This window comes from Jannaschia sp. W003, from assembly GCF_025144335.1.
Classification (GTDB): Bacteria; Pseudomonadota; Alphaproteobacteria; order Rhodobacterales; family Rhodobacteraceae; genus Jannaschia.
Window position 1 is genome coordinate 2,895,921 of sequence record NZ_CP083539.1, and the last position, 18,910, is coordinate 2,914,830.

Here is an 18,910-nt window from a genome sequence, read left to right on the forward strand (position 1 = left end):
AAATTATGACTTTCGGAGCCTTCGTTTCGACTTTGTGGACGATCAGCCCGCCTTTCGCCCCATCGTCCGGTGTCCTAAGGACGCCCCGACCCGAGGAGACCGCCCATGCGAACGGCCAGGATCGAGCGGCGCACCGCCGAGACCGACATCACCGTGGAGATCGCGCTCGACGGCACTGGCCGCTCGCGCTGCCGCACCGGCGTGGGCTTCTTCGACCACATGCTCGACCAGCTCGCCCGCCACTCCCTGATCGACATGGAGATCGCCTGCGAGGGCGACCTGCACATCGACGACCACCACACCGTGGAGGACGTCGGCATCGCGCTCGGCCAGGCCCTGCGGGAGGCCGTGGGCGACAAGCGCGGCATCCGCCGCTACGGCGAATGCCACCTGCCCATGGACGACGCGCTGGTGCGCGCGGCGCTCGACCTGTCGGGCCGGCCGTGGCTCGGCTGGGGCCTCGACCTGCCCCACGCCAAGATCGGCGCCTTCGACGCCGAGCTCGTGCGCGAGTTCTTCCAGGCCCTCTCGACCCACGGCGGCATCACGCTGCACGTGGACGTGCTGCGCGGCGTGAACGGCCACCACATCGCCGAGGCCGCCTTCAAGGCCGTCGCCCGCGCCCTGCGCGCCGCCGTGGAGCCCGATCCGCGGGCCGGCGACGCGGTGCCCTCCACGAAGGGCGCGCTCTAGGGTGGCCTGCGTCCTCGTCGACGCGGCCAGCGGCAACCTCCACTCCGCCGCCAAGGCCTTCGAGCGCATGGCCCGCGAGACGGGCGGAGCGCAGATCGTGGTCTCCTCGCGCCCCGAGGACATCGCCGCGGCCGACCGCCTCGTGGTGCCCGGCGACGGCGCCTTTCCGGCCTGCCGCCGCGAGCTTCTTGGCAATCCCGGCATCGAGGAGGCGCTGCGCGAGGCGGTGGAGCGCCGCGCGGTGCCGTTTCTCGGCATCTGCGTGGGCATGCAGATGCTCGCCACGCTCGGGCGCGAACACAAGACCACGCCGGGCTTCGGCTGGGTGCCCGGCACGGTGGACCGCATTGACGCGCCGGGCCTGAAGGTGCCGCACATGGGCTGGAACGACCTGGTGGTGGAGCGCGCGCATCCCGTGCTGGAAGGGGTGGCGACGGGCGATCACGCCTACTTCGTCCACTCCTATGCGATGCGGGTGGACGATCCGGCCGACCGGCTGGCCCATGCGGAGTACGGCGGCGCCGTCACGGCCGTGGTCGCGCGGGGCAACGTGGTCGGCACGCAGTTCCACCCCGAGAAGAGCCAGCGCGCGGGCCTGCGCATCATCGCCAACTTCCTCGGCTGGCGGCCCTAGGGCGCGCGCCGGGCGCCTTCGGCGGGGCCGCGCGGGCGGTGGACAGGGCCCGCCGGGTCCCTGGCTCCCGCCGCCGATCGACGGCCTAGCTCTTGTTCTTGCCGTTGCCGTTGCCGTTGTTCCCGTTACCGTTGTTGCCGTTGCCGTTTCCGTTTCCGTTGTTCCCGGAATTGCCGTTGGATCCGCCGCTGGTGTCGTCGTCCCCTGCGTCCGACATTCCGTTCGAGCCGCTGCCCCAGTCGTCCGATCCGTTCGGGTTCTCGCCCGCTTTGCCGACGTCCTTGTCGTTGCCGGGGTTGCCGCTGCCCGTGCCGCCGGAGCTGCCCGCGTCGTCCGATCCCGGATCGGACCCGTCCGACCCGCCCGCGTCCGACATCCCGTTCGAGCCGCCGCCCCAGTCGTCCGACCCATTCGGGTTCTCGCCCGCGTTGCCGACGTCCTTGTCGTTGCCGGGGTTGCCGCCGGCCGTGTCCGTCTCCGCACCGTCGTCCGTCTCGCCCGCGTCGTCCGGCCCGCCCTCTTCGGCGGCATCTTCCTCGAAGCTCGCATCCTTGCTGTCCGAGAGCGTCGCGCCGAACGGGTCGCGCATCGCGCGGAACTCCTCGAACGTGGTGGCGATTCGGATGGACTGGAGCTGGGTGTCGATCGCCAGCGCCTGCACCTCGATCCCGTCGCGGATCGCGCCGGTCACCGCCAGCGTCGCGCCCACGGAGACGCTCAGGAGCGGAACGAAGTCGACCGTGACGGCGCCGTGCTCGTCGAGGAGGAAGGCTCGGATCGCTTGCATGATGACTCCATCGGACAGGTTCCGTTGCCCTTAACCATCATGCGATTCGGTGCGTCTGGGGGGCCGCGGCGTGACCATTGCGTGATCCGCCCGGGCACAATGTGGCAGCCGCCCCGGGGGCGCGGGCGGCGGGCCGTCCCGCCCCCGTCCGCGTCTCAGCGCACGCGCGTCCAGTTCTGGCGCGCGCAGAGCAGGCCGCCGGCGACGCAGCCGCGCAAGGCCATGCTGTTGCCGCTGAGATCCACCTTGCCGACGTAGACCTTGTCGTTCGACGGGCGCCAGACCTGGCCCTCGTAGCGGCCGCCGCCCTGCGCCACCATCTCGCGGATGATCTGCCGGCCCTTGTTGGGGCTCTCGTACTCGCCCGCGCTATTGAAGGTGCGCGCGATCACGCCGCAGAAGCCGGCGCCGCAGGGCACCACGTTCACCAGCGCGTAGGAGCCGTCGTCGACCTCGGTCTGCCAGGTGCCCTCGATGGGGTCGGCCAGGGCCGCGCCGGCGGACAGGACGAGGGCCGCAAAGGCCGTCAGGATGCGTTTCATGTCGGTTACTCCTCCCAAAGTGCCGGCACTCTGCCGCCGCCCGCGCACCGCGCAAGCGCGACGCAGCGGCACGCGGCGCTTTTCCTCGGCGCCGCGATGGGCCAAAGCGCGCGCGAGCAACGGAGCCGCGCCCATGATCCTCTACCCCGCCATCGACCTGAAGGACGGCCAGGCCGTGCGCCTCCTGCGCGGCGAGATGGAGGCCGCCACGGTGTTCAACGACGACCCCGCCGCCCAGGCCCGCGCGTTCCAGGACGCGGGCTGCCGCTGGCTCCACCTCGTGGACCTGAACGGCGCCTTCGCCGGGCGCCCCGTGAACGCCGACGCGGTCGAGGCGATCCTCCATGCGGTCTCGGTGCCCACGCAGCTCGGCGGGGGCATCCGCGACATGGCCACCGTGGAGGGCTGGCTCCAGCGGGGCCTCGGCCGCGTGATCCTCGGGACGGCCGCCGTTGAGGATCCCGACTTCGTTCGCGAGGCCGCGCGGACCTTCCCCGGCCAGGTGGCCGTAGGCATCGACGCGCGGGGCGGCAAGGTCGCCACCCGCGGCTGGGCCGAGGAGACGGACGTCGACGCGACCCAGCTCGCCCGCCGCTTCGAGGACGCGGGCGTGGCCGCCATCGTCTACACCGACATCGACCGCGACGGCGCCATGGGCGGCCCCAACGTCGAGGCCACGGACGCGCTCGCCCGCGCGGTCTCGATCCCGGTGATCGCGAGCGGCGGGGTCTCGTCGATGAACGACCTGCGCGCGCTGAAGGCCCGCGCCACGATCGCGGGCGCCATCTCGGGTCGCGCGCTCTACGACGGGGCCATCGACCTCGCCGAGGCGCTCAGGATGCTGGACGGGGACGCCTGACGCGGCGCCCCCCCGCGCGTCAGCTCCCGGCGGCCTTCTTCGCCAGCATCTCCAGCGCGTCCTCCATCTTGCCGATGGCCTCCAGATCGTCGTCCACCTCGAGGTCGTCGAACAGCTCCTCGGGCTCCTCCCAGACCAGCACACTGCCCTCGGGCGTGGCGTGCACCAGCACGCGCAGCGGCAGGTAGAGCCCCGCGAGGATGTCCTCCTGCATCACCGGCGTGCCGAGCTGGGGGTTGCCGAAGATCAGCAGCTGCGATTCCGGCAGCACCATGTCCACGTCCCGCGCCCCCTGCGCGTGGTCGACGCGGGCGAACACCGTGGCGCCGGCCTCCTCCACGGCTGCCACCAAGCGGTCCATGGTCTCGGCCACGCCGTCGGGGGACGCCTCGGACTCGAGATCGTCCAGCTCCATGCGGATGCGCTCGATGGTGTCGTCCACCACCTCGCCCACGGTGCTCTGGGCGACCGCGGGCGCGGCGAGGATGGCGAGGGCCGCGGTGGCGGCGGCGAGGGTGCGGGTCATGGTGGATCTCCTGCTATGCTCGGGACTCGACGCGCGGCGCGGCGGGATGTTCCCCCGCGCCTTCCCATCGCCCCCCCGTCCGGCTAAGCCGCGCCCATGCTCAAGACCCGCATCATCCCCTGCCTCGACGTGGCCGACGGGCGCGTGGTGAAGGGCGTCAACTTCGTGGGCCTGCGCGACGCGGGCGATCCCGTGGATGCCGCGCGCGCCTACGATGCGGCGGGCGCCGACGAGCTGTGCTTCCTCGACATCCACGCTACGCACCAGAACCGCGGCACCATGTACGACCTCGCCACCCGCACCGCCGAGGCCTGCTTCATGCCGCTCACCATCGGCGGCGGCGTGCGGACCCCCGAGGACGTGGACGCGCTCCTGCGCGCGGGCGCCGACAAGGTGTCGTTCAACTCCGCGGCCGTGGCCGATCCGGACGTGCTCGCCCGCTCCGCCGACCGCTTCGGCGCCCAGTGCATCGTCTGCGCCATCGACGCCAAGACCGTGGCGCCCGGCCGGTGGGAGATCTTCACCCACGGCGGCCGCAAGCCCACCGGCATCGACGCGGTGGAGTTCGCCGTGTTGGTCGCGTCGAAGGGCGCGGGCGAGATCCTCCTGACCTCGATGGACCGCGACGGCACCCGCGCCGGCTTCAACCTCGCCATGACCCGCGCCGTGGCCGACGCCGTGGACGTGCCGGTGATCGCGTCCGGAGGCGTGGGCACCCTCGACCACCTCGTGGAAGGCGTGACCGAGGGCCACGCCTCTGCGGTGCTCGCCGCCTCGATCTTCCACTTCGGCCAGCACACCATCGGCGAGGCCAAGGCCCACATGGCCGCCGCCGGCATCCCCGTGAGGCCCGCATGACCCATCCCCTCGACCGCCTCTGGACCAGCATCGAGGCCCGGCGCGACGCCGACCCCGAGGAGAGCTGGACAGCGAGGCTGCTCGCGAAGGGCCCGGCCAAGTGCGCCGAGAAGTTCGGCGAGGAGGCGGTCGAGGCCATCATCGAGGCCGTGCGCGGCGACCGGGACGCGCTCGCCTCCGAGGTCGCCGACGCGCTCTACCACATGCTGGTCATGCTGGCCGCCGCCGGGGTCCACCCCGATGCGGTCTGGGACGAGCTGCGCCGCCGCGAGGCGCAGTCGGGGCTGGCCGAGAAGCGCGCGCGGGGCACCGGCCCGGCGGCCTGACGCGGGGACCCCGGGGGCCGGCGCGGGCGGGAACCATCGCCCCGCCCCGCCCGTTGCGCCGCCAGCATCCCCTGCCGCCCATCTCCCCGGAGTCCGCCCCATGAGACAGCTTCTCGCGACCACTGCGCTCGTCCTCGCCGCCCTGCCCGCCCTCGCCGCCGAGCACGTCGCCTCGCCGTTCCTCGAAGGCTACGGCGACGGCCAGGTCCGCACCGAGAGCCGCCTCGTGGGCCGCCCCGTCTACCTTGCCGAGGCGCAGGCCGACCTGCTGGCGGGCCAGCTCGCCGAGGACGACGCCATCGGCGCCATCGAGAGCGTCGTGGTGAACGCCGAAGGCCACCTGCGCGCCGTGATCGTGGACGCCGGCGGCTATCTCGGCGTGGACCGCCGCCCGCTCGTGATCGACGCCCGCCGCATTGAGGGCTTCGACCGCGGCCCCGACGCCCAGCTCGCCGTGCGCGGCGAGCGCGAGCTGGTCGAGGAGGCGCCCTTCGACACCACCGAGAGCCTCGCGGGCCGCACCGCGGGCACGATCGACGTGGACAACGAGGGCTCGGGCATGACCACCCAGTCCTCGCCGAACCTCGTCACCGAGGACACCCGCAGCCAGCCCTCGGCCATCGCGGGCCTGTCGGACGGCACCATGGAGGGCACGGAGACCAACCTGCCCAACCTCGACGAGGGCACCGTGGTCGACAACCCCGCCACCCCCGCCACCGCCGTGATCCGCGACGGCCAGGTCGACACCGAGGTCGACGCCCCCACCGAGCCCGAGCCGACCGCCGCCGAGATCAACGCCGAGCGCGAGGGCGACGGTGTGGTGGTCGCGGACAACGCCGCCGAGGCGCCGCGCGGCGACGTGCCGCTCCTGCCCAACGCGCCGGCCGTCGAGCGCGAGGACTACACGCCGCTGATGTTCGACACCCTGCGCCTGCCGCAGCTCGAGGGCGTCGACGTCTACGACCTCGCCGATGAGGTGGTTGGCACCATCGAATGGACCATCCCCGGCGACAGCCGCGGGGACCAGCTGGAGACCTCGCTCGCCGTCGTCGGCATCGGCGGCTTCCTGGGCCTCGGCGAGCGCGACGTGGCGATCCCGCTGGAGGCGATGACCTTCCTCGATGGCGAGGGCGGCCTGCGCGCCTACATCGACGCCACCCAGGAGCAGCTCGACGCCCTGCCCGAGTACGAGCGCTGAAGAGACGCCCCGCCGGACCCACCGGCGGGGCACCGCCCTACCGCGTCAGCTTCGACGAGATCATCCCGGTGTTGAACCCGCCCTGCCGGAGCTCGCCCCCGAGGCGCTGAAGCTCGATCTTGGGGCACCGGTCCTCCACGAAGGCCACGCCAGCCTCCGCGCACATCCCGGCCGCCTCCGCGCTGCGGATGCCAAGTTGCAACCAGACGCAGCGCAGCGCCGGAAACCGCTCCAGCGCCTCGGCGACGATGCCCGGCGCGGCGTCGGCACGCCGGAACAGGTCGAGGATGTCGGGCGGCTCGGCCAGATCGGCCAGCGAGGCGGCGCAGGGGCGGCCAAACAGCGCGGTGCCCGCATGGCCCGGGTTCACCGCCTCCACCGCGTAGCCCCGCCGCGCGAGATAGGTGCCCACGTAGTGCGAGGCCCGCACCGGGTTGGGCGAGGCCCCCACGATCGCCACCCGGGCGGGCAGGCGCAGGAGCGCGAGGATCCGGGCGTCTTCGGCGGTCATGGCGCACCCAGAGCGCAAAAAAAGGCCCGCGGCAATGAAGACGCGGGCCCGAGGTACGGAACGAGGGACAGTGAACAGAGAGGCGGCGGTTCCGAATGACCGTCTCTCCACAGACAAAGAGGTAACTGCGCCCCGCCCGGTTGGTTCCCGCGTCCCGAAATTTTTCTTCGGGCACGGATTGCGTCCGGTTCCGTTCGGTGCTCCGGGACCTCGCGCTACGCGATTCCCCCATCGGCCCGACGTCCGGCGATACTGCTCTTTCTTTTGTTTCCCCGGACCCCTCCCGACCCGCGGCAAGCCGCGCATCGTCCCCGGAGGGGCCACGGCCTCCGATGACCACGTCGGACTCCGGGCGGCAAGCGCGTCGTTGCAGGGCTGCGGGGGGGTGGCGGGAATCCGCGCCCCGTCAGCGGCGAAGCGCGTGGAGCGCCACCGCGGCGGCGTTGCTGACGTTGAGGCTGCCGAAGGCCCCCGCCGGGTCGATCCGCACCATGCGGTCGCACAAGGCCCGCGTGCGCTCGCGCAGGCCGGGGCCTTCCGCGCCGAGCACCAGCGCCACGGGCCGGTCGGCCACCTGCGGCGCGGCCTCGTCCAGCGTCTCGGGCGCCTCGCCGTCCATCCCGACGGTCTCGTAGCCCATCGCCCGCAGCCGCTCCATCGCGTCGCCGAGGTTGCCGACCCGCAGGTAGGGCTGCCGCTCCAGCGCCCCCGAAGCGGACTTCGCCAGCGCTCCGGTCTCGGGCGCCGCATGGCGCGAGGGCGCCACCACGGCCCGCGCGCCGAACACCTCCGCCGAGCGCAGGATGGCGCCCACGTTGTGCGGGTCGGTCACGCGGTCCAGCAGCACCAGCCGCGGGGGCCGCGCGCCGCCCGGGTCCGCCACGTCCTCCAGCCGCCCCCAGTCCAGCGGCTTCGCCTCCAGGGCGGCGCCCTGGTGCACCGAGCCGGGGTCGAGCGGCACCGGGAAGCGCCGCGGATCGGCGATCTCGGGCTCCAGACCCGAGCGCGCCACCGCGTCGCCCAGACGGTCCGCCGCGTTGCGCGTGACCACCAGCCGCAGCCGCTCGCGCATGGGGTTCTCCAAGGCGTCGCGCACCGCATGGAGGCCGAACAGCCACACGGTGGCGTTCGCGGCGGCGCGCCGCTCGCGCTCCTTGCCGACCACCCATTTCGGCTTCTGCGCCATGCCCTGCCTCCGCTGGAATGGGCGCTTATCGCCCGCGCCCCGCCGCGCCACAACACCGCTTGACCCCCTGCCGCCCGCCCCCTATTCGGGCCCCCGTTGGGCGACGTGCTGCAAGGTGCGGCAGCGGACTGTAACTCCGCCGGCGAGAGCCACGCCTGGTTCGATTCCAGGGTCGCCCACCACCTCCCCCCCCCCGCATAGATGGTTCGCAGCGGTACGGTCGCGTCCTGCCCCGACACGCCCCGGCCCTGCGCCGGGGCCTCCGCCATCCACCCGCGCTTCCGTCTACGACCATGATGCCGACGGCCACGAGAGGCCCCAAATCACGTCCGGGGCGTGGCCGTCACGTCCTCAAACCACCATCCCCTCCAGCGCCGCCCCCCACGCGGCCCCGTGCATGTCCCGATCCTCGAACGCCCCTTGGACCACGGGCCGCGGCAGCGACAGCTTCACCACCCCGAGCGCCGGCAGGTCGAACCGCCGCACCTTCCCCGCGTCCCACCCCAGCCGCGCCGCGAAGGCCTCCGTCGGGATCGCCGCGACCCGCTCGTAGGCCCCTTCGGCGCAGAACAGGTCCACCGTCAGCCAGAACGGCCCCGCGTTCTTGGAGCGCACCCGCGCCAGCTCACCCAACTCAGGCATCTTCCACCTCCAGCCGGAACCCCTCCATCGGGTCCTCCTGCGGCCAGACGTGGTGCAGCACGAACTCGAACTGCTCGCCAAGCGCCATCTCGGGCGGCGAGAACGGGAACGAGAAGGTCGGCATCGGCCCCTCCCCCACGGAGTGGTGCAGCAGCAGCGGGTTCACGATCCGCGCCGCCTCCATCGCCTCGTCCTGACTGGGTGCCAGCACCTTGAGCATCACGCCCGCCTCCACGGGCGCCCCGGGCGTGGGCTCCGAGGCCCCCAGCGTCCCGTCCACCCCGATCCGCATGAGAGACAGCCGCGCCGCCCGGTCCCCGAGCCGCCGCACCGCCTCGGCCATCAGCGAGTCGCACCAGGCGTCCAGCCCCCGCAGCGTCGCCGGGTCGCGCACCAGCGCCAGGGCCGCGGCCCCGAACCCCGTGCGCCGCGCGCCCTCCAGCTTCACGCCGTAGGGCCCCGGCACCCACACCCCGCCCTCGACCCGCACGCGGCGGTCGTCGAGGGCCGCGTAGCGCGCCGCCGACACGTCGAGATGCCCGCCCGGCTCGTGGAGCCGAATGGGATCGCTGTTCTCGTAGAGCATGTGCGCCGCCACCGACTCCGGCGTCGCCCGCGCCGCCGCGAGGCATGGCGCGATCTCGAAGCCCCGCTCGTCCACGTCCAGCAGGATCGCCCCGGACCACGGGTGCGAGGTGCACAGGGCCCCGCACTCGGCGATCTTGGCGCCGTGCCACGCCGCCCCCGGGTCCGCGCCGCGCATGATCGGCAGGGCCGCCAGGATCGCCGTGTCGGTGGTGCGCCCGGCGATCACGATGTCGGCCCCGGTGTCGAGCGCCGCCCCCACCTGCTCCACCCCCGCCAGCGCCACCACGTTGGAGCAGGCGGCCACGTCGGCGGCTTCGACCGGGGGCGCCCCGTCCAGGGGGCGGGCGTCGGCCCAGCCCTCGGCCAGCGCCGCGGGGTCGCGGTCGCAGTAAAGCCGGGCGACCTTCGCCCGCGTGCCCGTCTCGGCCAATATCTCGCGCGTGATCTCCGCCAGCCAGTCCACCGCGGAACCCGCGCCGCAGGTGCCCGCCGTGCCGATCACCAGCGGCACGCCCAGCCGCGCCCGCGCCGCGACCAGCTCGGCCCAGTCGGCCTTCACGCGGCCGCGCGAGTACTTCGACACGCCCCGCCCGAGATAGCTCGGCCCGGAATCCGTGGACCCGCCGTCGATGGCGATGAGGTCGGGTGCCGCCGCGAGCCCCCCCTCCAGCGCGCCCGCGTCCCAGCCGAGGCCGAGCGCGCCCGCGGGCACCAGCACCCTAGTCCGCACGGGTCGGCTCCGGCAGATCCTCGGCCCCGCCCTCGGGGCGCGCGGGCTTGCGGATGATGCGGCGCAGGAACAGCGGCGCCACGAAGCCCAGCACGGCCGCCGTCCACAGGCCGATGGCGATGGGCGAGGAGAACAGGAATCCGACCTCGCCGTCGGACAGCACCATGGCGCGGCGCAGGTTGTCCTCCATGGCGTTGCCCAGGAGGATCCCGAGGATCACGGGCACGGTGGGGATGTCGAGCTTGCGGAACAGCCAGCCCATGACGCCGAAGCCGATCATCAGCACGAGGTCGAAGTAGCTGCCCGTCAGCGAGTAGATGCCCACGAAGCTGACCATCATCACGCCGGGTAGCAGCAGCGCCGGCGGCACCGAGAGGACGCGCACGAACACCTTCACCATCGGCACGTTCATCAGCAGCAGCACGAAGTTGGCGATCAGCAGCGAGGCGATCAGGCCCCAGACCACCTCGGGCCGGTCTGCGAAGAGCGTCGGGCCGGGGGTGATGTTGAGGGTCATCAGCACGGCCAGCAGCACGGCGGTGGTGCCCGATCCGGGCACGCCCAGGGTCAGCATGGGCACCAGCGCGCCCCCGGCGGCGGCGTTGTTGCCCGCCTCCGGCGCGGCCACGCCCTTCGCGACCCCGGTGCCGAAGCCGCCCCGCGGCCCCGCGATGCTCTTCTCCATCATGTAGGTCAGGAACGAGCCCAGCGACGCCCCCGCCCCCGGCAGCACGCCCGCGACGAAGCCCACGACGCTCGAGCGCAGCATGGTCCACTTGGTGGCCGCGATGTCGGCCCAGGGAATCCGCACCTTCTCCAGCTTCACGCCGATGGCCGAGCCGCGCCCGTGGCTCTCGATGAACACGAACACCTCGGACACGGCGAAGAGGCCGACGATGGCGACCAGGAAGTCCACGCCGTCGGCGAGGTGCAGCTCGCCCCCGGTGAAGCGCTCCATGCCGGTGGAGTTGTCGAGGCCGATCATCGCGATGCCGAGGCCGATCGCGGAGGCCAGCGCCGCCTTGGCCTGGTTCTTGGAGGCGACCCCGCCCAGCGTCGAGAAGGCCAGGAGGTAGAGCGCGAAGTACTCGGCCGGGCCGAAAAGGTAGGCGACCCGCGCCAGCGCGGGCGCGATCAGGAGGAGGGCCACGGTGGCGAAGAGCGCGCCCACGAAGCTGGCCACGCCCGAGATCACCAGCGCGTCGCCGGCCCGTCCGGCCTTGGCCATCGGGTAGCCGTCGAGCGTGGTCATCATGGCCGGCTCGTCGCCGGGGATGTTCAGGAGGATCGACGAGATGCGCCCGCCGTACATCGCGCCGTAGTAGACGCTCGTCAGCAGCACGAGCGCCGCCGTCGCATCCAGCCCCATGGAGAAGGTGATCGGGATCAGCAGCGCCACGCCGTTCGACGGCCCCAGCCCCGGCAGTGCCCCGACGATGGTGCCGATGAAGCAGCCGATCACGGCCAGCATCAGCGTCCAGGGGCTGAGCGCGACCGAGAAGCCCAGGGCGAGGTTCGAGAGGATGTCCATCGCGGTGCCCTCCGGCGGTCAGAGGTTCGGGAAGGGCACGAGGCCGAGGCCCAGCACGTAGCGGAACAGCACGAAGAGGCCCGCCGAAAGGCCCAGCCCCGCGAGCACGGCGCCGATGGGGCGCGGCTCGATCTGGTAGCTCAGGATGCCCGCGGCGATGGCGGTGGGCACGAGGAAGCCAAGCGGCTTCAGGGCGTAGGCGTAGGCCACCAGCACCGCGGCGGCGAGCGCGAGGCTGCCCAGGGTGCCGAGACCCGGCCAGTCGGGGTCGGGATCGGGGCGCAGGGCCATCACGGCCCCGCACAGGAAGCTCACCCCGGCCACCATCAGCGGAAACGCCTTGGGGCCGAGGGGGTCCGAGAAGAACGGCTCGGGAAGGCTCAGCGCGCTGGCCCCGAAGGCCAGCGCGCCGAGGATCACGGCCACGCCGAAGATGCGGTCGCCCGTACGGGTCATGGCCGTGCCCCCCTTTGCTGCCGCCTACTGGATGATGCCGATCTCGCGGCTCAGGGCTTCCGTGTCGGCGATGTTCTCGTCGATGAACGCCTGGAAGTCGTCGCCCACCACGGTGAACGGGGCGAGGCCGTTGGCCTCCATGGCCGCCTGCCACTCCTCGCTGTCGGCCACCATCTGCAGCTTCTCGGCCCACTCCGCGAAGCGCTCGTCGGAGATGTCCTTCGGCACGTAGAGGCCGCGCCAGTTCACGGCCACCACGTCGAGGCCCTGCTCCACGGCCGTGGGGATGTCGTCGAAGCCCGGCACCCGCTCCTCGCTGAGCACGGCGAGGGCGCGCACCTGCCCGTCCTTGATGAAGCCCACGATCTCGCTCATGTCGCCGGTCATCGCCTGGGTGAAGCCGCCCACGGTCTGGGTGATCGCGTCCGCGCCGCCGTCGACGCCGATGTACTTCACGCTCCGCACGTCGTCGAAGCCGCCCGCGCGCAGCACCTGCAGCACCTTGAGGTGATCGAAGCCGCCCGCCGCCGAGCCGCCCGCGAAGGCCACCGAGCCGGGATCGGCCTTCACCGCCTCCACGAGGTCGTTCAGCGACTGGTAGGGGCTGTCGGCGGCCACCACGATCACGCCGGGATCGGCGCCGATGGCGCCCACGAAGCGCACCTGGTCGGCCGTGGACTCGCCGTAGGCCTTCTGGGCGAGGCGGGTGGCGGTGGCCTGGCTGGCGGCGACGATCAGGTCGGGGTCGTCGGTGCGCTCGTTGGCCACGGTCTGGTAGGCCAGCCCGCCGCCGCCGCCGGCCATGTTGGTCACCTGCACGGGGCCGTCCACGGCGCCGATGTCGGTCATGATCTTGCCGATCTGGCGGCAGGTGAAGTCCCAGCCGCCGCCCGGGTTGGCGGGGGCGATGCACTCCACGGCGAGGGCCGGGGTGGCGACGAAGAAGGCGGCGCCCGCGAGGAGCGCCCGGAAGCGGTAGGTCATGCGATTCTCCCTGTGCGGGCCGCATCCTCCCGTGGCGCGGCCCTTGGAGGGTACCCTACCGTCATCCGGCGCCGCTTCAAGCGCCCCGGGCGCCTCGGGCGCCTACTTCGCCGCCTCCTCGCCCGCGTCGCGCTCGCGGGGGATGAAGCCCTCGGCGTCGCCCAGGAACAGGCCGATCTTGGCGAAGCGCGGGATGCTGTCGCACACGACCTTGGCCACGATCAGCATCGGCACGGCGACGATCATGCCCACCACCGACCAGATCCACGCGAAGAAGGCGACCGACAGGAACACCATCACCACGTTGAGCCGCAGCCGCTGGCCCACGAGCGTGGGCGTCACGAACTGCCCCTCGAACGAGGTCAGCGCGTAGTAGGTGGCGAAGACGCCCAACGCGGACCACGGGTCGGCGTAGTGGACGAAACCCGTGACCCCGGCCACGCCCGCGCCCACCACCGCCCCCACGAAGGGGATGAAGTTCAGCACCGTGGCCATGATCCCCAGGAGCCAGGGGCTCGGCAGCCCCCAGAGCCACATGGCGATGCCGATGGCCACGCCGAGGCCGGCGTTGATCAGGGCGATCGCGCCGAGGTAGTTGCCCAGGCCCCGCTCGATGGTGCGGATGGTCTTGAGCGTGGCACGCTTGTCCTGGAAGCGGTCGGCCACCTGCACGGCCTTCTGGATGAACAGGTCGCCCGAGGCCACGAGGAAGAACAGAAGGCACATCGCGAACACGGTCTGGCTCAGGAGGCCCGGCGCGGCGGCGAAGAGCGTGGTGGCGATGCCGCCCGTGGCGACCACCTCCACCGGCGTCGCAGGCTCGGGCGCGGGCGCCGCCGGGGCGGCGCCGGGCACCGCGCCGGGCGCGGCGGCCAGCGCCGGGTCGGCGGCGTTGCCCATCGCCTCCTGCGTGGCCTCGGCGGCCTCGGTGAACGGCTCCAGAAGGCCGCCGGGACCGGTCAGCGTGTCCATGGCGTCGTCGAGCAGCGTGGGGATGTCCTTCACGAACTCGGTGATCGGGTCGGCCAGCATGGCGATGGCGATGGCCAGCAGCACGCCGATCGAGGTGGTGAACACCGCCGCCGTGACCGGCGCGGGGATGCCGATCCGCTCCAGCCCCCGGCGGGGCCCGTTCAGCACGAGGCTGCCCAGCACCGCGGCCGTGACGGGCAGGAGGAACCCCGACGCCACGGTCAGAGCCTGGACCAGCAGGATGATGAAGATGCCGGTGACGGGCACGGCCAGCGGATGGCGCGTGCGCTTCTCGGGCGCCGCGGCCGAGGCTGCGGGCGGCGCGCCGACGCCGCCCTCGGGCACGCCGGGAACCGCGTGGACCACGTCGGCGGCGGCCTGCTCGGCGGCCACGGCATCCGCGGCGTTGTGAACCACGTGGCTCGCCGCCTCGGCGGCGGCCCCGGCGCTACTGCGCGGCGCCAAGTTCGTCGGCCTTGACGGCGCCGCGGTAGCCCATGGGCTCGCGCGGTCCGGTGGTGGTGTCGCGCGCGGTCTGCGCCTCGATCTCGCTGTTCAATTCCGCCCCCATCAGGATCACGTAGGCCGAGATCCACATCCACATGAGCATGACCACGACGCCCGCGAGGGAGCCGAAGGTCTCGTTGTACGATCCGAAGTTGGTGACGTAGATCGAGAACCCGATCGAGGCCACGAGCCACAGCGTGCAGGCGATCAGCGCCCCCGGCGTCAGCCAGCGCCACTTCGCCGGGTCGCGTGCCGGGCCGAAGCGGTAGAGCAGGCCCACGCCCGTCACCACGATCAGCGCCAGCGGCACGTAGCTCAGGAGCTGGATCGCCGTCTCCATCGCCGGCGCGAAGGCCAGGAACTGGAGGACCACCGGCACCGCGATGATCAGCAGCGCGGCCACGATCACGCCCACGATCATCAGCAGCGTCAGCCCCAGCGTGATCAGCTTGAGCTTCACGAAGCCGCGCGTCTCGCGCTCGTCGTAGGCCAGGTTGATGCCCTCGATCAGGCTGCCCACACCGGCCGAGGCCGACCAGAGCGCCAGCCCGAGGCCGAGGATCAGGCCGAGGGTGAGCCCGCCCTCCTGGCTGCCCGCAACCTTCTCGGCCTGGTCGAGCACGATCTGCGCCACGTCCTGCGGCACCACCCCGGCCACGCCGGCCAGCGAGTTCACCAGCTCCGACGGCTCGTAGAGGAGGCCTGCGATCGACATCAGCGCGGTGATGGCGGGGAAGATGGCGAGCAGCCCGTAGAAGGCCACGCCCGCGGCGACCAGCCCGACGTGGTCCTTGCCGATCTCGCCGACCACGCGCTTGAAGATGTCGATCCAGCCCCGCATCGGGATCTTGGTGGGGCCGTCCGCATGGCGCCCCCGGCCCGGCTCCAGCTCGTCGGCGTGGCGGCTCGACGCGGGCCGGCCGGTGTCGACCTTGCGCGCGGGCTTGCCGCGATCCGGGGAGGAGCTCAGGGCGTCGGACATGGGGCGGTCTCCGGTTGTGCTGCCGCGTCAACGCCGGGGGGGTGGGTCAGTTCCTCCCCCGCGGTCAGTTCCCCCGCCCGACCGAAAAGCGCATTTCGACGGGGAAGTGGTCCGACCCCACCTCCGGGCCGATCCGGAAGCCGTGCAGCGCGATGCCGTCGGTCACCAGCCCGTGGTCGATCGGAAAGCGCATCATGCGGCTCTCGGCGCTGAACGAGGCCAGGATGCCGCGCCCCGCGCGCGGGTCGTGGTAGCCGCCCAGCTCGCGGAACCGCTGGCCGGTGCGCGACCAGGACACGTCGTTGAAGTCGCCCATCGCCACCGTGGGCACCCCGTCGCGCCGCGCGAGCAGCGCCGCCTTGGCTATCTGCTCGTCGCGCTCATCGGTGTCGGTGTCGGGCACCGGTGGGCGCGGGTGGAGGCCGACGAAGGTGAAGGGCCGCCCCTCGTGGCTCAGCTCGGCCACGCCGGCGGGGGTCACGTCGTCCGACAGATACGCCATCTCGATCCGGTCCGCCGGCAGGCGCGTGGCGAGGATCATGCCGTAGTAGTCGTCCGCGATCCGCTCCGCGCGGTGGGGATAGCGCGCGAGGAACGGCTCCAGCGCCTCGGCCCACACCGCGTCGGTCTCCATCAGGAGCACGAGGTCGGGGTCGTGGCGCTCCAGGTAGTCGAGCACCGCGCCGTGGTCGCGGTTCTCCTGCAGGAGATTGAGGGAGACCGCCCGCACCCCCTGCCCCTCCACCAGTGCCACCTCCTCGGCGCCCAGCGGCGTGTGCGGCCAGATCCACCAGCCCTGCCAGCCCAGCACCCCCAGCATCGCCAGCACCGACACGCCCCGCGCGCCCCGCGGCAGGAGGAGGCTCAGGAGCAGCGCCACGAGGGCGGCGAGCGCGATGTGATAACGCGGAAAATCCCACATCCGCACCCACCACGCCGCGGAGTGCGACAGCGGCAGCAGCGTGACCGCGAGCGCGGCGAGGGCCAGCACGGCGGCCAGCCCGGCGAGGACCTTGCGGAGCATTCCGCGTCAGGCCGAGGGGTCGAACAGGTCGGCGGGCTTGTCGCCGCCCGCGGGCACCGCGCCGGTCCGCTCCAGGTGCGCGCGCAGCAGCGCGACGTTGCGCCGGTTCGCCTTGATCCCGACGTCGAGCAGGTCGCCGACCAGCGGCACCGAGCCCACCGCCCAGTCGAGCCCGGTGTTCAGCGCCATGCGCGCCTTCACCCGCCCCGGCACGCCCAGCCGGTGCGCCTCCAGCCAGATGTAGGCCGCCGGCCCGAGGGCGGCCACGTCGCCCACCCCCGGCAGCAGGCCGAGGATCGAGTCCCACCCGAACCGGATCGAGGTGCCCGGCACCCGGTACCGGCTGTCGAGGTTGTTCGCGAGCCGCTCCAGCTTGGCCAGCCGCGCGCCCGGCAGGTCGGAGCGGTCGGGATGCACCTCGTGGGGCACGCGGTCGCCGGCCGAGGGCCGGGCGTTGGAATGGGCGGGGGTCATGGCTGGGCCTCCTTCGCCAACCTTACGCCCGCCGCGCCCGCGCGGTTCCGCTCCATCCCCGCCCGCGCTAGGGTTCCGCCGGGGAGGGCGGCGCATGGACTTCACGGATCAGGTGGCGGTGGTCACGGGCGGGGCGCAAGGCATCGGCGAGGCCGTGGCCCGCCGCCTGCGGGAGCTGGGCGCCCGGGTCGCCCTCTGGGACATGGACCTCGCCCTCGCGCGACAGACAGCCGAGGCCATCGGCGCCCGCGCCTTCCCCTGCGACGTCGCCGACCTCGCGAGTGTCGAGGCCGCCCTCGCCGCCACCGAGGCCGCCCTCGGCCCCGCCGACGTCCTCGTCAACGCCGCCGGCATCGCCGGCCCCAACGCCCCCGTCCACGAATACGACCCCGCCGCCTGGGCGCAGGTGATCGCCGTGAACCTCACGGGCACCTTCAACACCAACCGCGCCGTCGTCGGCGGCATGCGCGCGCGCGGCTACGGGCGCATCGTCAACGTCGCCTCCGTGGCCGGCAAGGAGGGCAACCCCAACGCCTCCGCCTACTCGGCCTCGAAGGCCGGCGTGATCGGCTTCACCAAGTCGCTCGCCAAGGAGCACGCCGACGTGGACGTCGCCGTGAACTGCGTCACGCCGGCGGCCGCCCGCACCCGCATCTTCGCGCAGATGAGCGAGGAGCACATCGCCTACATGCTCTCCAAGATCCCCCGCGGCCGGTTCCTGCGGGTCGACGAGGCCGCCGAGACCATCGCCTTCGCCGCCTCGCGCGCCAACAGCTTCACGACCGGCGCCGCCTTCGACCTGAGCGGGGGCCGCGCGACCTACTGACGGACGAGCCCCACCCCCAGAGCCGGGGCCCCTGCCCGCCACGCGCGCATCTGCCCCCCGACGGAGGCGCGACCTTCGACCGGGGACCCCGCCGCGAGGCCGGGGCGGAGTCGGACACTGCCGGCGGCCCTGTTGGATGACGTCCGACAGCGTGCGCTTACGCCCACACCGGAGACACGCCCCGGCCCCGAGCCGGGGCCTTGGCCCAAAGCCCGTCGCCATCGAGACGGACCGAGGCGCCGGCCGGAAGCCGATACCCCAACGCAGCGCCGGGGCGCCGCCCCGCGTCACCCACCCGCGCCTTACGACGCTGCCCGCTCCGCCGTCGCGAACGGGCTCAGCCCCAGCCATGTCTGCATGCGCGCCGCGATGGCGCCGTCCCCGTCGAAAGCGATGCGCGCGCGCTCCGCCCGCACCGTGGTCAGTCCCATCCAGATCGCCGTCATGGTGCGCAGGTCCGTGGTCACCATCAGGTCCACCTCGAAGCCCGGGTCGTCGCTGCACAGGTCCACCTCGCCGGACGGCTCCACCACCATCCAGAAGTCGCGCTGCGCCGGCGGCAGCTCGGGGTAGCGGAACTGGACCACGGCGCGGCGCGGCGGCAGCGGCGCGGGGTCGATGTTGCGGCGCATGTCCCACATCAGGAGCGACGGATCGAGGTTGCGCAGCGAGATGCGCGACTCCACCCACTTCTGCCCCCACCGGCCGAACGCCTCCACGACCGGCAGGAGGTCGCGCCCCGCGTCGGTCAGCCGGTACTCGCTGTGGATGCGGTCGCCGGGGATCGCGCGCCGCGCGACGATGCCCTGCTCCTCCAGCTCGCGCAGCCGCTGTGCCAGCAGCGTGCGCGACATCTTCGGCACCCCCCGGCGCAGGTCGTTGAACCGCGTGGAGCCGGCGATCAGCTCGCGGATCACGAGCACCGTCCATCGCGTGCACAGGATCTCGGCCGCCATCGCGACCGGACAGAACTGCTTGTAGCCCGCATTCGGCATCGCCCGTCCCCCGGGGGGCGAAGGCCCCCGGCCCGCACTCTACCACATCCCGCCCCCGCCGTTCCGGTCCAGAAACTGG

General features: G+C 72.9%; 22 protein-coding genes and 1 tRNA gene. 8 read left to right on the forward strand and 15 right to left on the reverse strand.

Annotated features, from left to right (window positions below; all coding sequences use genetic code 11):
• Positions 1-105 precede the first annotated feature (105 nt).
• Complete coding sequence (gene hisB, locus K3554_RS14270) at positions 106-693, forward strand: imidazoleglycerol-phosphate dehydratase HisB (RefSeq protein WP_259941390.1); 588 nt, start codon at positions 106-108, stop codon at positions 691-693.
• Between the two features lies 1 nt (position 694).
• Positions 695-1,327 (forward strand): imidazole glycerol phosphate synthase subunit HisH, encoded by a 633-nt coding sequence (gene hisH, locus K3554_RS14275; RefSeq protein ID WP_259941392.1) that lies wholly within the window; start codon positions 695-697, stop codon positions 1,325-1,327.
• A gap of 85 nt (positions 1,328-1,412) precedes the next feature.
• Here the strand turns inward: hisH and K3554_RS14280 are convergent, their stop codons facing one another.
• Together K3554_RS14280 and K3554_RS14285 are read right to left on the reverse strand one after the other, a co-directional pair.
• The gene (locus K3554_RS14280; RefSeq protein ID WP_259941394.1) at positions 1,413-2,114 is read right to left on the reverse strand and encodes a hypothetical protein; all 702 of its coding nucleotides are present in this window, start codon (positions 2,112-2,114) and stop codon (positions 1,413-1,415) included.
• 155 nt (positions 2,115-2,269) lie between these two features.
• Positions 2,270-2,656, reverse strand: a complete 387-nt coding sequence (locus K3554_RS14285; protein ID WP_259941395.1) for a DUF2147 domain-containing protein — start codon at positions 2,654-2,656, stop codon at positions 2,270-2,272.
• A gap of 133 nt (positions 2,657-2,789) precedes the next feature.
• Between K3554_RS14285 and hisA the strand changes: the two genes are divergently transcribed.
• On the forward strand, positions 2,790-3,515 hold the full coding sequence (hisA, locus tag K3554_RS14290) for a 1-(5-phosphoribosyl)-5-[(5-phosphoribosylamino)methylideneamino]imidazole-4-carboxamide isomerase (protein WP_259941396.1): 726 nt from the start codon (positions 2,790-2,792) through the stop codon (positions 3,513-3,515).
• Positions 3,516-3,534: 19 nt separating this feature from the next.
• On the opposite strand, the gene K3554_RS14295 is transcribed toward hisA, so the two are convergent.
• Positions 3,535-4,041, reverse strand: a complete 507-nt coding sequence (locus tag K3554_RS14295) for a DUF302 domain-containing protein (protein WP_259941398.1) — start codon at positions 4,039-4,041, stop codon at positions 3,535-3,537.
• Positions 4,042-4,137: 96 nt separating this feature from the next.
• On the opposite strand from K3554_RS14295, the gene hisF reads away from it, so the two are divergent.
• The 3 genes from hisF (at position 4,138) to K3554_RS14310 (ending at position 6,423) form a co-directional block, all read left to right on the forward strand.
• Positions 4,138-4,899, forward strand: coding sequence for an imidazole glycerol phosphate synthase subunit HisF (hisF, locus tag K3554_RS14300; RefSeq protein ID WP_259941400.1), 762 nt, complete (start codon positions 4,138-4,140; stop codon positions 4,897-4,899).
• Positions 4,896-5,225 carry a phosphoribosyl-ATP diphosphatase gene (locus K3554_RS14305; RefSeq protein ID WP_259941401.1) on the forward strand — a complete coding sequence of 110 codons (330 nt, stop codon included), beginning with the start codon at positions 4,896-4,898 and terminating at the stop codon, positions 5,223-5,225. The genes hisF and K3554_RS14305 overlap by 4 nt, the downstream gene beginning before the upstream one ends.
• Positions 5,226-5,325: 100 nt before the next feature.
• Positions 5,326-6,423 carry a hypothetical protein gene (locus K3554_RS14310; RefSeq protein ID WP_259941403.1) on the forward strand — a complete coding sequence of 366 codons (1,098 nt, stop codon included), beginning with the start codon at positions 5,326-5,328 and terminating at the stop codon, positions 6,421-6,423.
• A gap of 37 nt (positions 6,424-6,460) precedes the next feature.
• Here the strand turns inward: K3554_RS14310 and K3554_RS14315 are convergent, their stop codons facing one another.
• Together K3554_RS14315 and K3554_RS14320 are read right to left on the reverse strand one after the other, a co-directional pair.
• On the reverse strand, positions 6,461-6,934 hold the full coding sequence (locus tag K3554_RS14315; RefSeq protein ID WP_259941405.1) for a CoA-binding protein: 474 nt from the start codon (positions 6,932-6,934) through the stop codon (positions 6,461-6,463).
• Positions 6,935-7,340: 406 nt separating this feature from the next.
• Entirely contained in the window at positions 7,341-8,120 is a 780-nt protein-coding gene (locus tag K3554_RS14320; protein WP_259941406.1) for an RNA methyltransferase, read from the reverse strand.
• Between the two features lie 98 nt (positions 8,121-8,218).
• On the opposite strand from K3554_RS14320, the gene K3554_RS14325 reads away from it, so the two are divergent.
• Positions 8,219-8,302: transfer RNA gene (locus tag K3554_RS14325), tRNA-Tyr, on the forward strand.
• Between the two features lie 169 nt (positions 8,303-8,471).
• On the opposite strand, the gene K3554_RS14330 is transcribed toward K3554_RS14325, so the two are convergent.
• From K3554_RS14330 to K3554_RS14370, 9 genes are all read right to left on the reverse strand, one after another.
• Positions 8,472-8,762 carry a DUF4387 domain-containing protein gene (locus K3554_RS14330; RefSeq protein WP_259941407.1) on the reverse strand — a complete coding sequence of 97 codons (291 nt, stop codon included), beginning with the start codon at positions 8,760-8,762 and terminating at the stop codon, positions 8,472-8,474.
• Entirely contained in the window at positions 8,755-10,080 is a 1,326-nt protein-coding gene (locus tag K3554_RS14335) for a DUF1446 domain-containing protein (protein WP_259941409.1), read from the reverse strand. The genes K3554_RS14330 and K3554_RS14335 overlap by 8 nt, the downstream gene beginning before the upstream one ends.
• Positions 10,070-11,611: a tripartite tricarboxylate transporter permease gene (locus K3554_RS14340; RefSeq protein WP_259941411.1), complete on the reverse strand. Its 1,542-nt coding sequence runs from the start codon at positions 11,609-11,611 to the stop codon at positions 10,070-10,072. The genes K3554_RS14335 and K3554_RS14340 overlap by 11 nt, the downstream gene beginning before the upstream one ends.
• A gap of 18 nt (positions 11,612-11,629) precedes the next feature.
• Positions 11,630-12,067: a tripartite tricarboxylate transporter TctB family protein gene (locus K3554_RS14345; protein ID WP_259941413.1), complete on the reverse strand. Its 438-nt coding sequence runs from the start codon at positions 12,065-12,067 to the stop codon at positions 11,630-11,632.
• Between the two features lie 24 nt (positions 12,068-12,091).
• The gene (locus K3554_RS14350) at positions 12,092-13,051 is read right to left on the reverse strand and encodes a tripartite tricarboxylate transporter substrate binding protein (RefSeq protein ID WP_259941415.1); all 960 of its coding nucleotides are present in this window, start codon (positions 13,049-13,051) and stop codon (positions 12,092-12,094) included.
• Positions 13,052-13,153: 102 nt separating this feature from the next.
• Positions 13,154-14,440 (reverse strand): AI-2E family transporter, encoded by a 1,287-nt coding sequence (locus tag K3554_RS14355; RefSeq protein ID WP_259941418.1) that lies wholly within the window; start codon positions 14,438-14,440, stop codon positions 13,154-13,156.
• 31 nt (positions 14,441-14,471) lie between these two features.
• Positions 14,472-15,512, reverse strand: a complete 1,041-nt coding sequence (locus K3554_RS14360; RefSeq protein WP_259941419.1) for a YihY/virulence factor BrkB family protein — start codon at positions 15,510-15,512, stop codon at positions 14,472-14,474.
• Positions 15,513-15,576: 64 nt separating this feature from the next.
• On the reverse strand, positions 15,577-16,536 hold the full coding sequence (locus tag K3554_RS14365; RefSeq protein ID WP_259941422.1) for an endonuclease/exonuclease/phosphatase family protein: 960 nt from the start codon (positions 16,534-16,536) through the stop codon (positions 15,577-15,579).
• Between the two features lie 6 nt (positions 16,537-16,542).
• On the reverse strand, positions 16,543-17,010 hold the full coding sequence (locus K3554_RS14370) for a DUF4112 domain-containing protein (RefSeq protein WP_259941425.1): 468 nt from the start codon (positions 17,008-17,010) through the stop codon (positions 16,543-16,545).
• Between the two features lie 94 nt (positions 17,011-17,104).
• Here K3554_RS14370 and K3554_RS14375 point away from each other — a divergent pair, with 94 nt between their 5' ends.
• Positions 17,105-17,836, forward strand: a complete 732-nt coding sequence (locus K3554_RS14375) for an SDR family NAD(P)-dependent oxidoreductase (RefSeq protein WP_259941427.1) — start codon at positions 17,105-17,107, stop codon at positions 17,834-17,836.
• A gap of 302 nt (positions 17,837-18,138) precedes the next feature.
• Here the strand turns inward: K3554_RS14375 and K3554_RS14380 are convergent, their stop codons facing one another.
• A complete protein-coding gene (locus K3554_RS14380; protein ID WP_259941428.1) occupies positions 18,139-18,831 on the reverse strand; it encodes a helix-turn-helix domain-containing protein in 693 nt (230 codons plus the stop codon).
• Positions 18,832-18,910: the final 79 nt, after the last annotated feature.

Bases quoted from the DNA above. Each gene is read 5' to 3' on its own strand.
- hisB (WP_259941390.1), top strand. From the start codon at position 106: ATGCGAACGGCCAGGATCGAGCGGCGCACCGCCGAGACCGACATCACC.
- K3554_RS14280 (WP_259941394.1), bottom strand. From the start codon at position 2,114: ATGCAAGCGATCCGAGCCTTCCTCCTCGACGAGCACGGCGCCGTCACG.
- K3554_RS14285 (WP_259941395.1), bottom strand. From the start codon at position 2,656: ATGAAACGCATCCTGACGGCCTTTGCGGCCCTCGTCCTGTCCGCCGGC.
- hisA (WP_259941396.1), top strand. From the start codon at position 2,790: ATGATCCTCTACCCCGCCATCGACCTGAAGGACGGCCAGGCCGTGCGC.
- K3554_RS14295 (WP_259941398.1), bottom strand. From the start codon at position 4,041: ATGACCCGCACCCTCGCCGCCGCCACCGCGGCCCTCGCCATCCTCGCC.
- hisF (WP_259941400.1), top strand. From the start codon at position 4,138: ATGCTCAAGACCCGCATCATCCCCTGCCTCGACGTGGCCGACGGGCGC.
- K3554_RS14305 (WP_259941401.1), top strand. From the start codon at position 4,896: ATGACCCATCCCCTCGACCGCCTCTGGACCAGCATCGAGGCCCGGCGC.
- K3554_RS14310 (WP_259941403.1), top strand. From the start codon at position 5,326: ATGAGACAGCTTCTCGCGACCACTGCGCTCGTCCTCGCCGCCCTGCCC.
- K3554_RS14315 (WP_259941405.1), bottom strand. From the start codon at position 6,934: ATGACCGCCGAAGACGCCCGGATCCTCGCGCTCCTGCGCCTGCCCGCC.
- K3554_RS14320 (WP_259941406.1), bottom strand. From the start codon at position 8,120: ATGGCGCAGAAGCCGAAATGGGTGGTCGGCAAGGAGCGCGAGCGGCGC.
- K3554_RS14330 (WP_259941407.1), bottom strand. From the start codon at position 8,762: ATGCCTGAGTTGGGTGAGCTGGCGCGGGTGCGCTCCAAGAACGCGGGG.
- K3554_RS14340 (WP_259941411.1), bottom strand. From the start codon at position 11,611: ATGGACATCCTCTCGAACCTCGCCCTGGGCTTCTCGGTCGCGCTCAGC.
- K3554_RS14345 (WP_259941413.1), bottom strand. From the start codon at position 12,067: ATGACCCGTACGGGCGACCGCATCTTCGGCGTGGCCGTGATCCTCGGC.
- K3554_RS14350 (WP_259941415.1), bottom strand. From the start codon at position 13,051: ATGACCTACCGCTTCCGGGCGCTCCTCGCGGGCGCCGCCTTCTTCGTC.
- K3554_RS14360 (WP_259941419.1), bottom strand. From the start codon at position 15,512: ATGTCCGACGCCCTGAGCTCCTCCCCGGATCGCGGCAAGCCCGCGCGC.
- K3554_RS14365 (WP_259941422.1), bottom strand. From the start codon at position 16,536: ATGCTCCGCAAGGTCCTCGCCGGGCTGGCCGCCGTGCTGGCCCTCGCC.
- K3554_RS14370 (WP_259941425.1), bottom strand. From the start codon at position 17,010: ATGACCCCCGCCCATTCCAACGCCCGGCCCTCGGCCGGCGACCGCGTG.
- K3554_RS14375 (WP_259941427.1), top strand. From the start codon at position 17,105: ATGGACTTCACGGATCAGGTGGCGGTGGTCACGGGCGGGGCGCAAGGC.
- K3554_RS14380 (WP_259941428.1), bottom strand. From the start codon at position 18,831: ATGCCGAATGCGGGCTACAAGCAGTTCTGTCCGGTCGCGATGGCGGCC.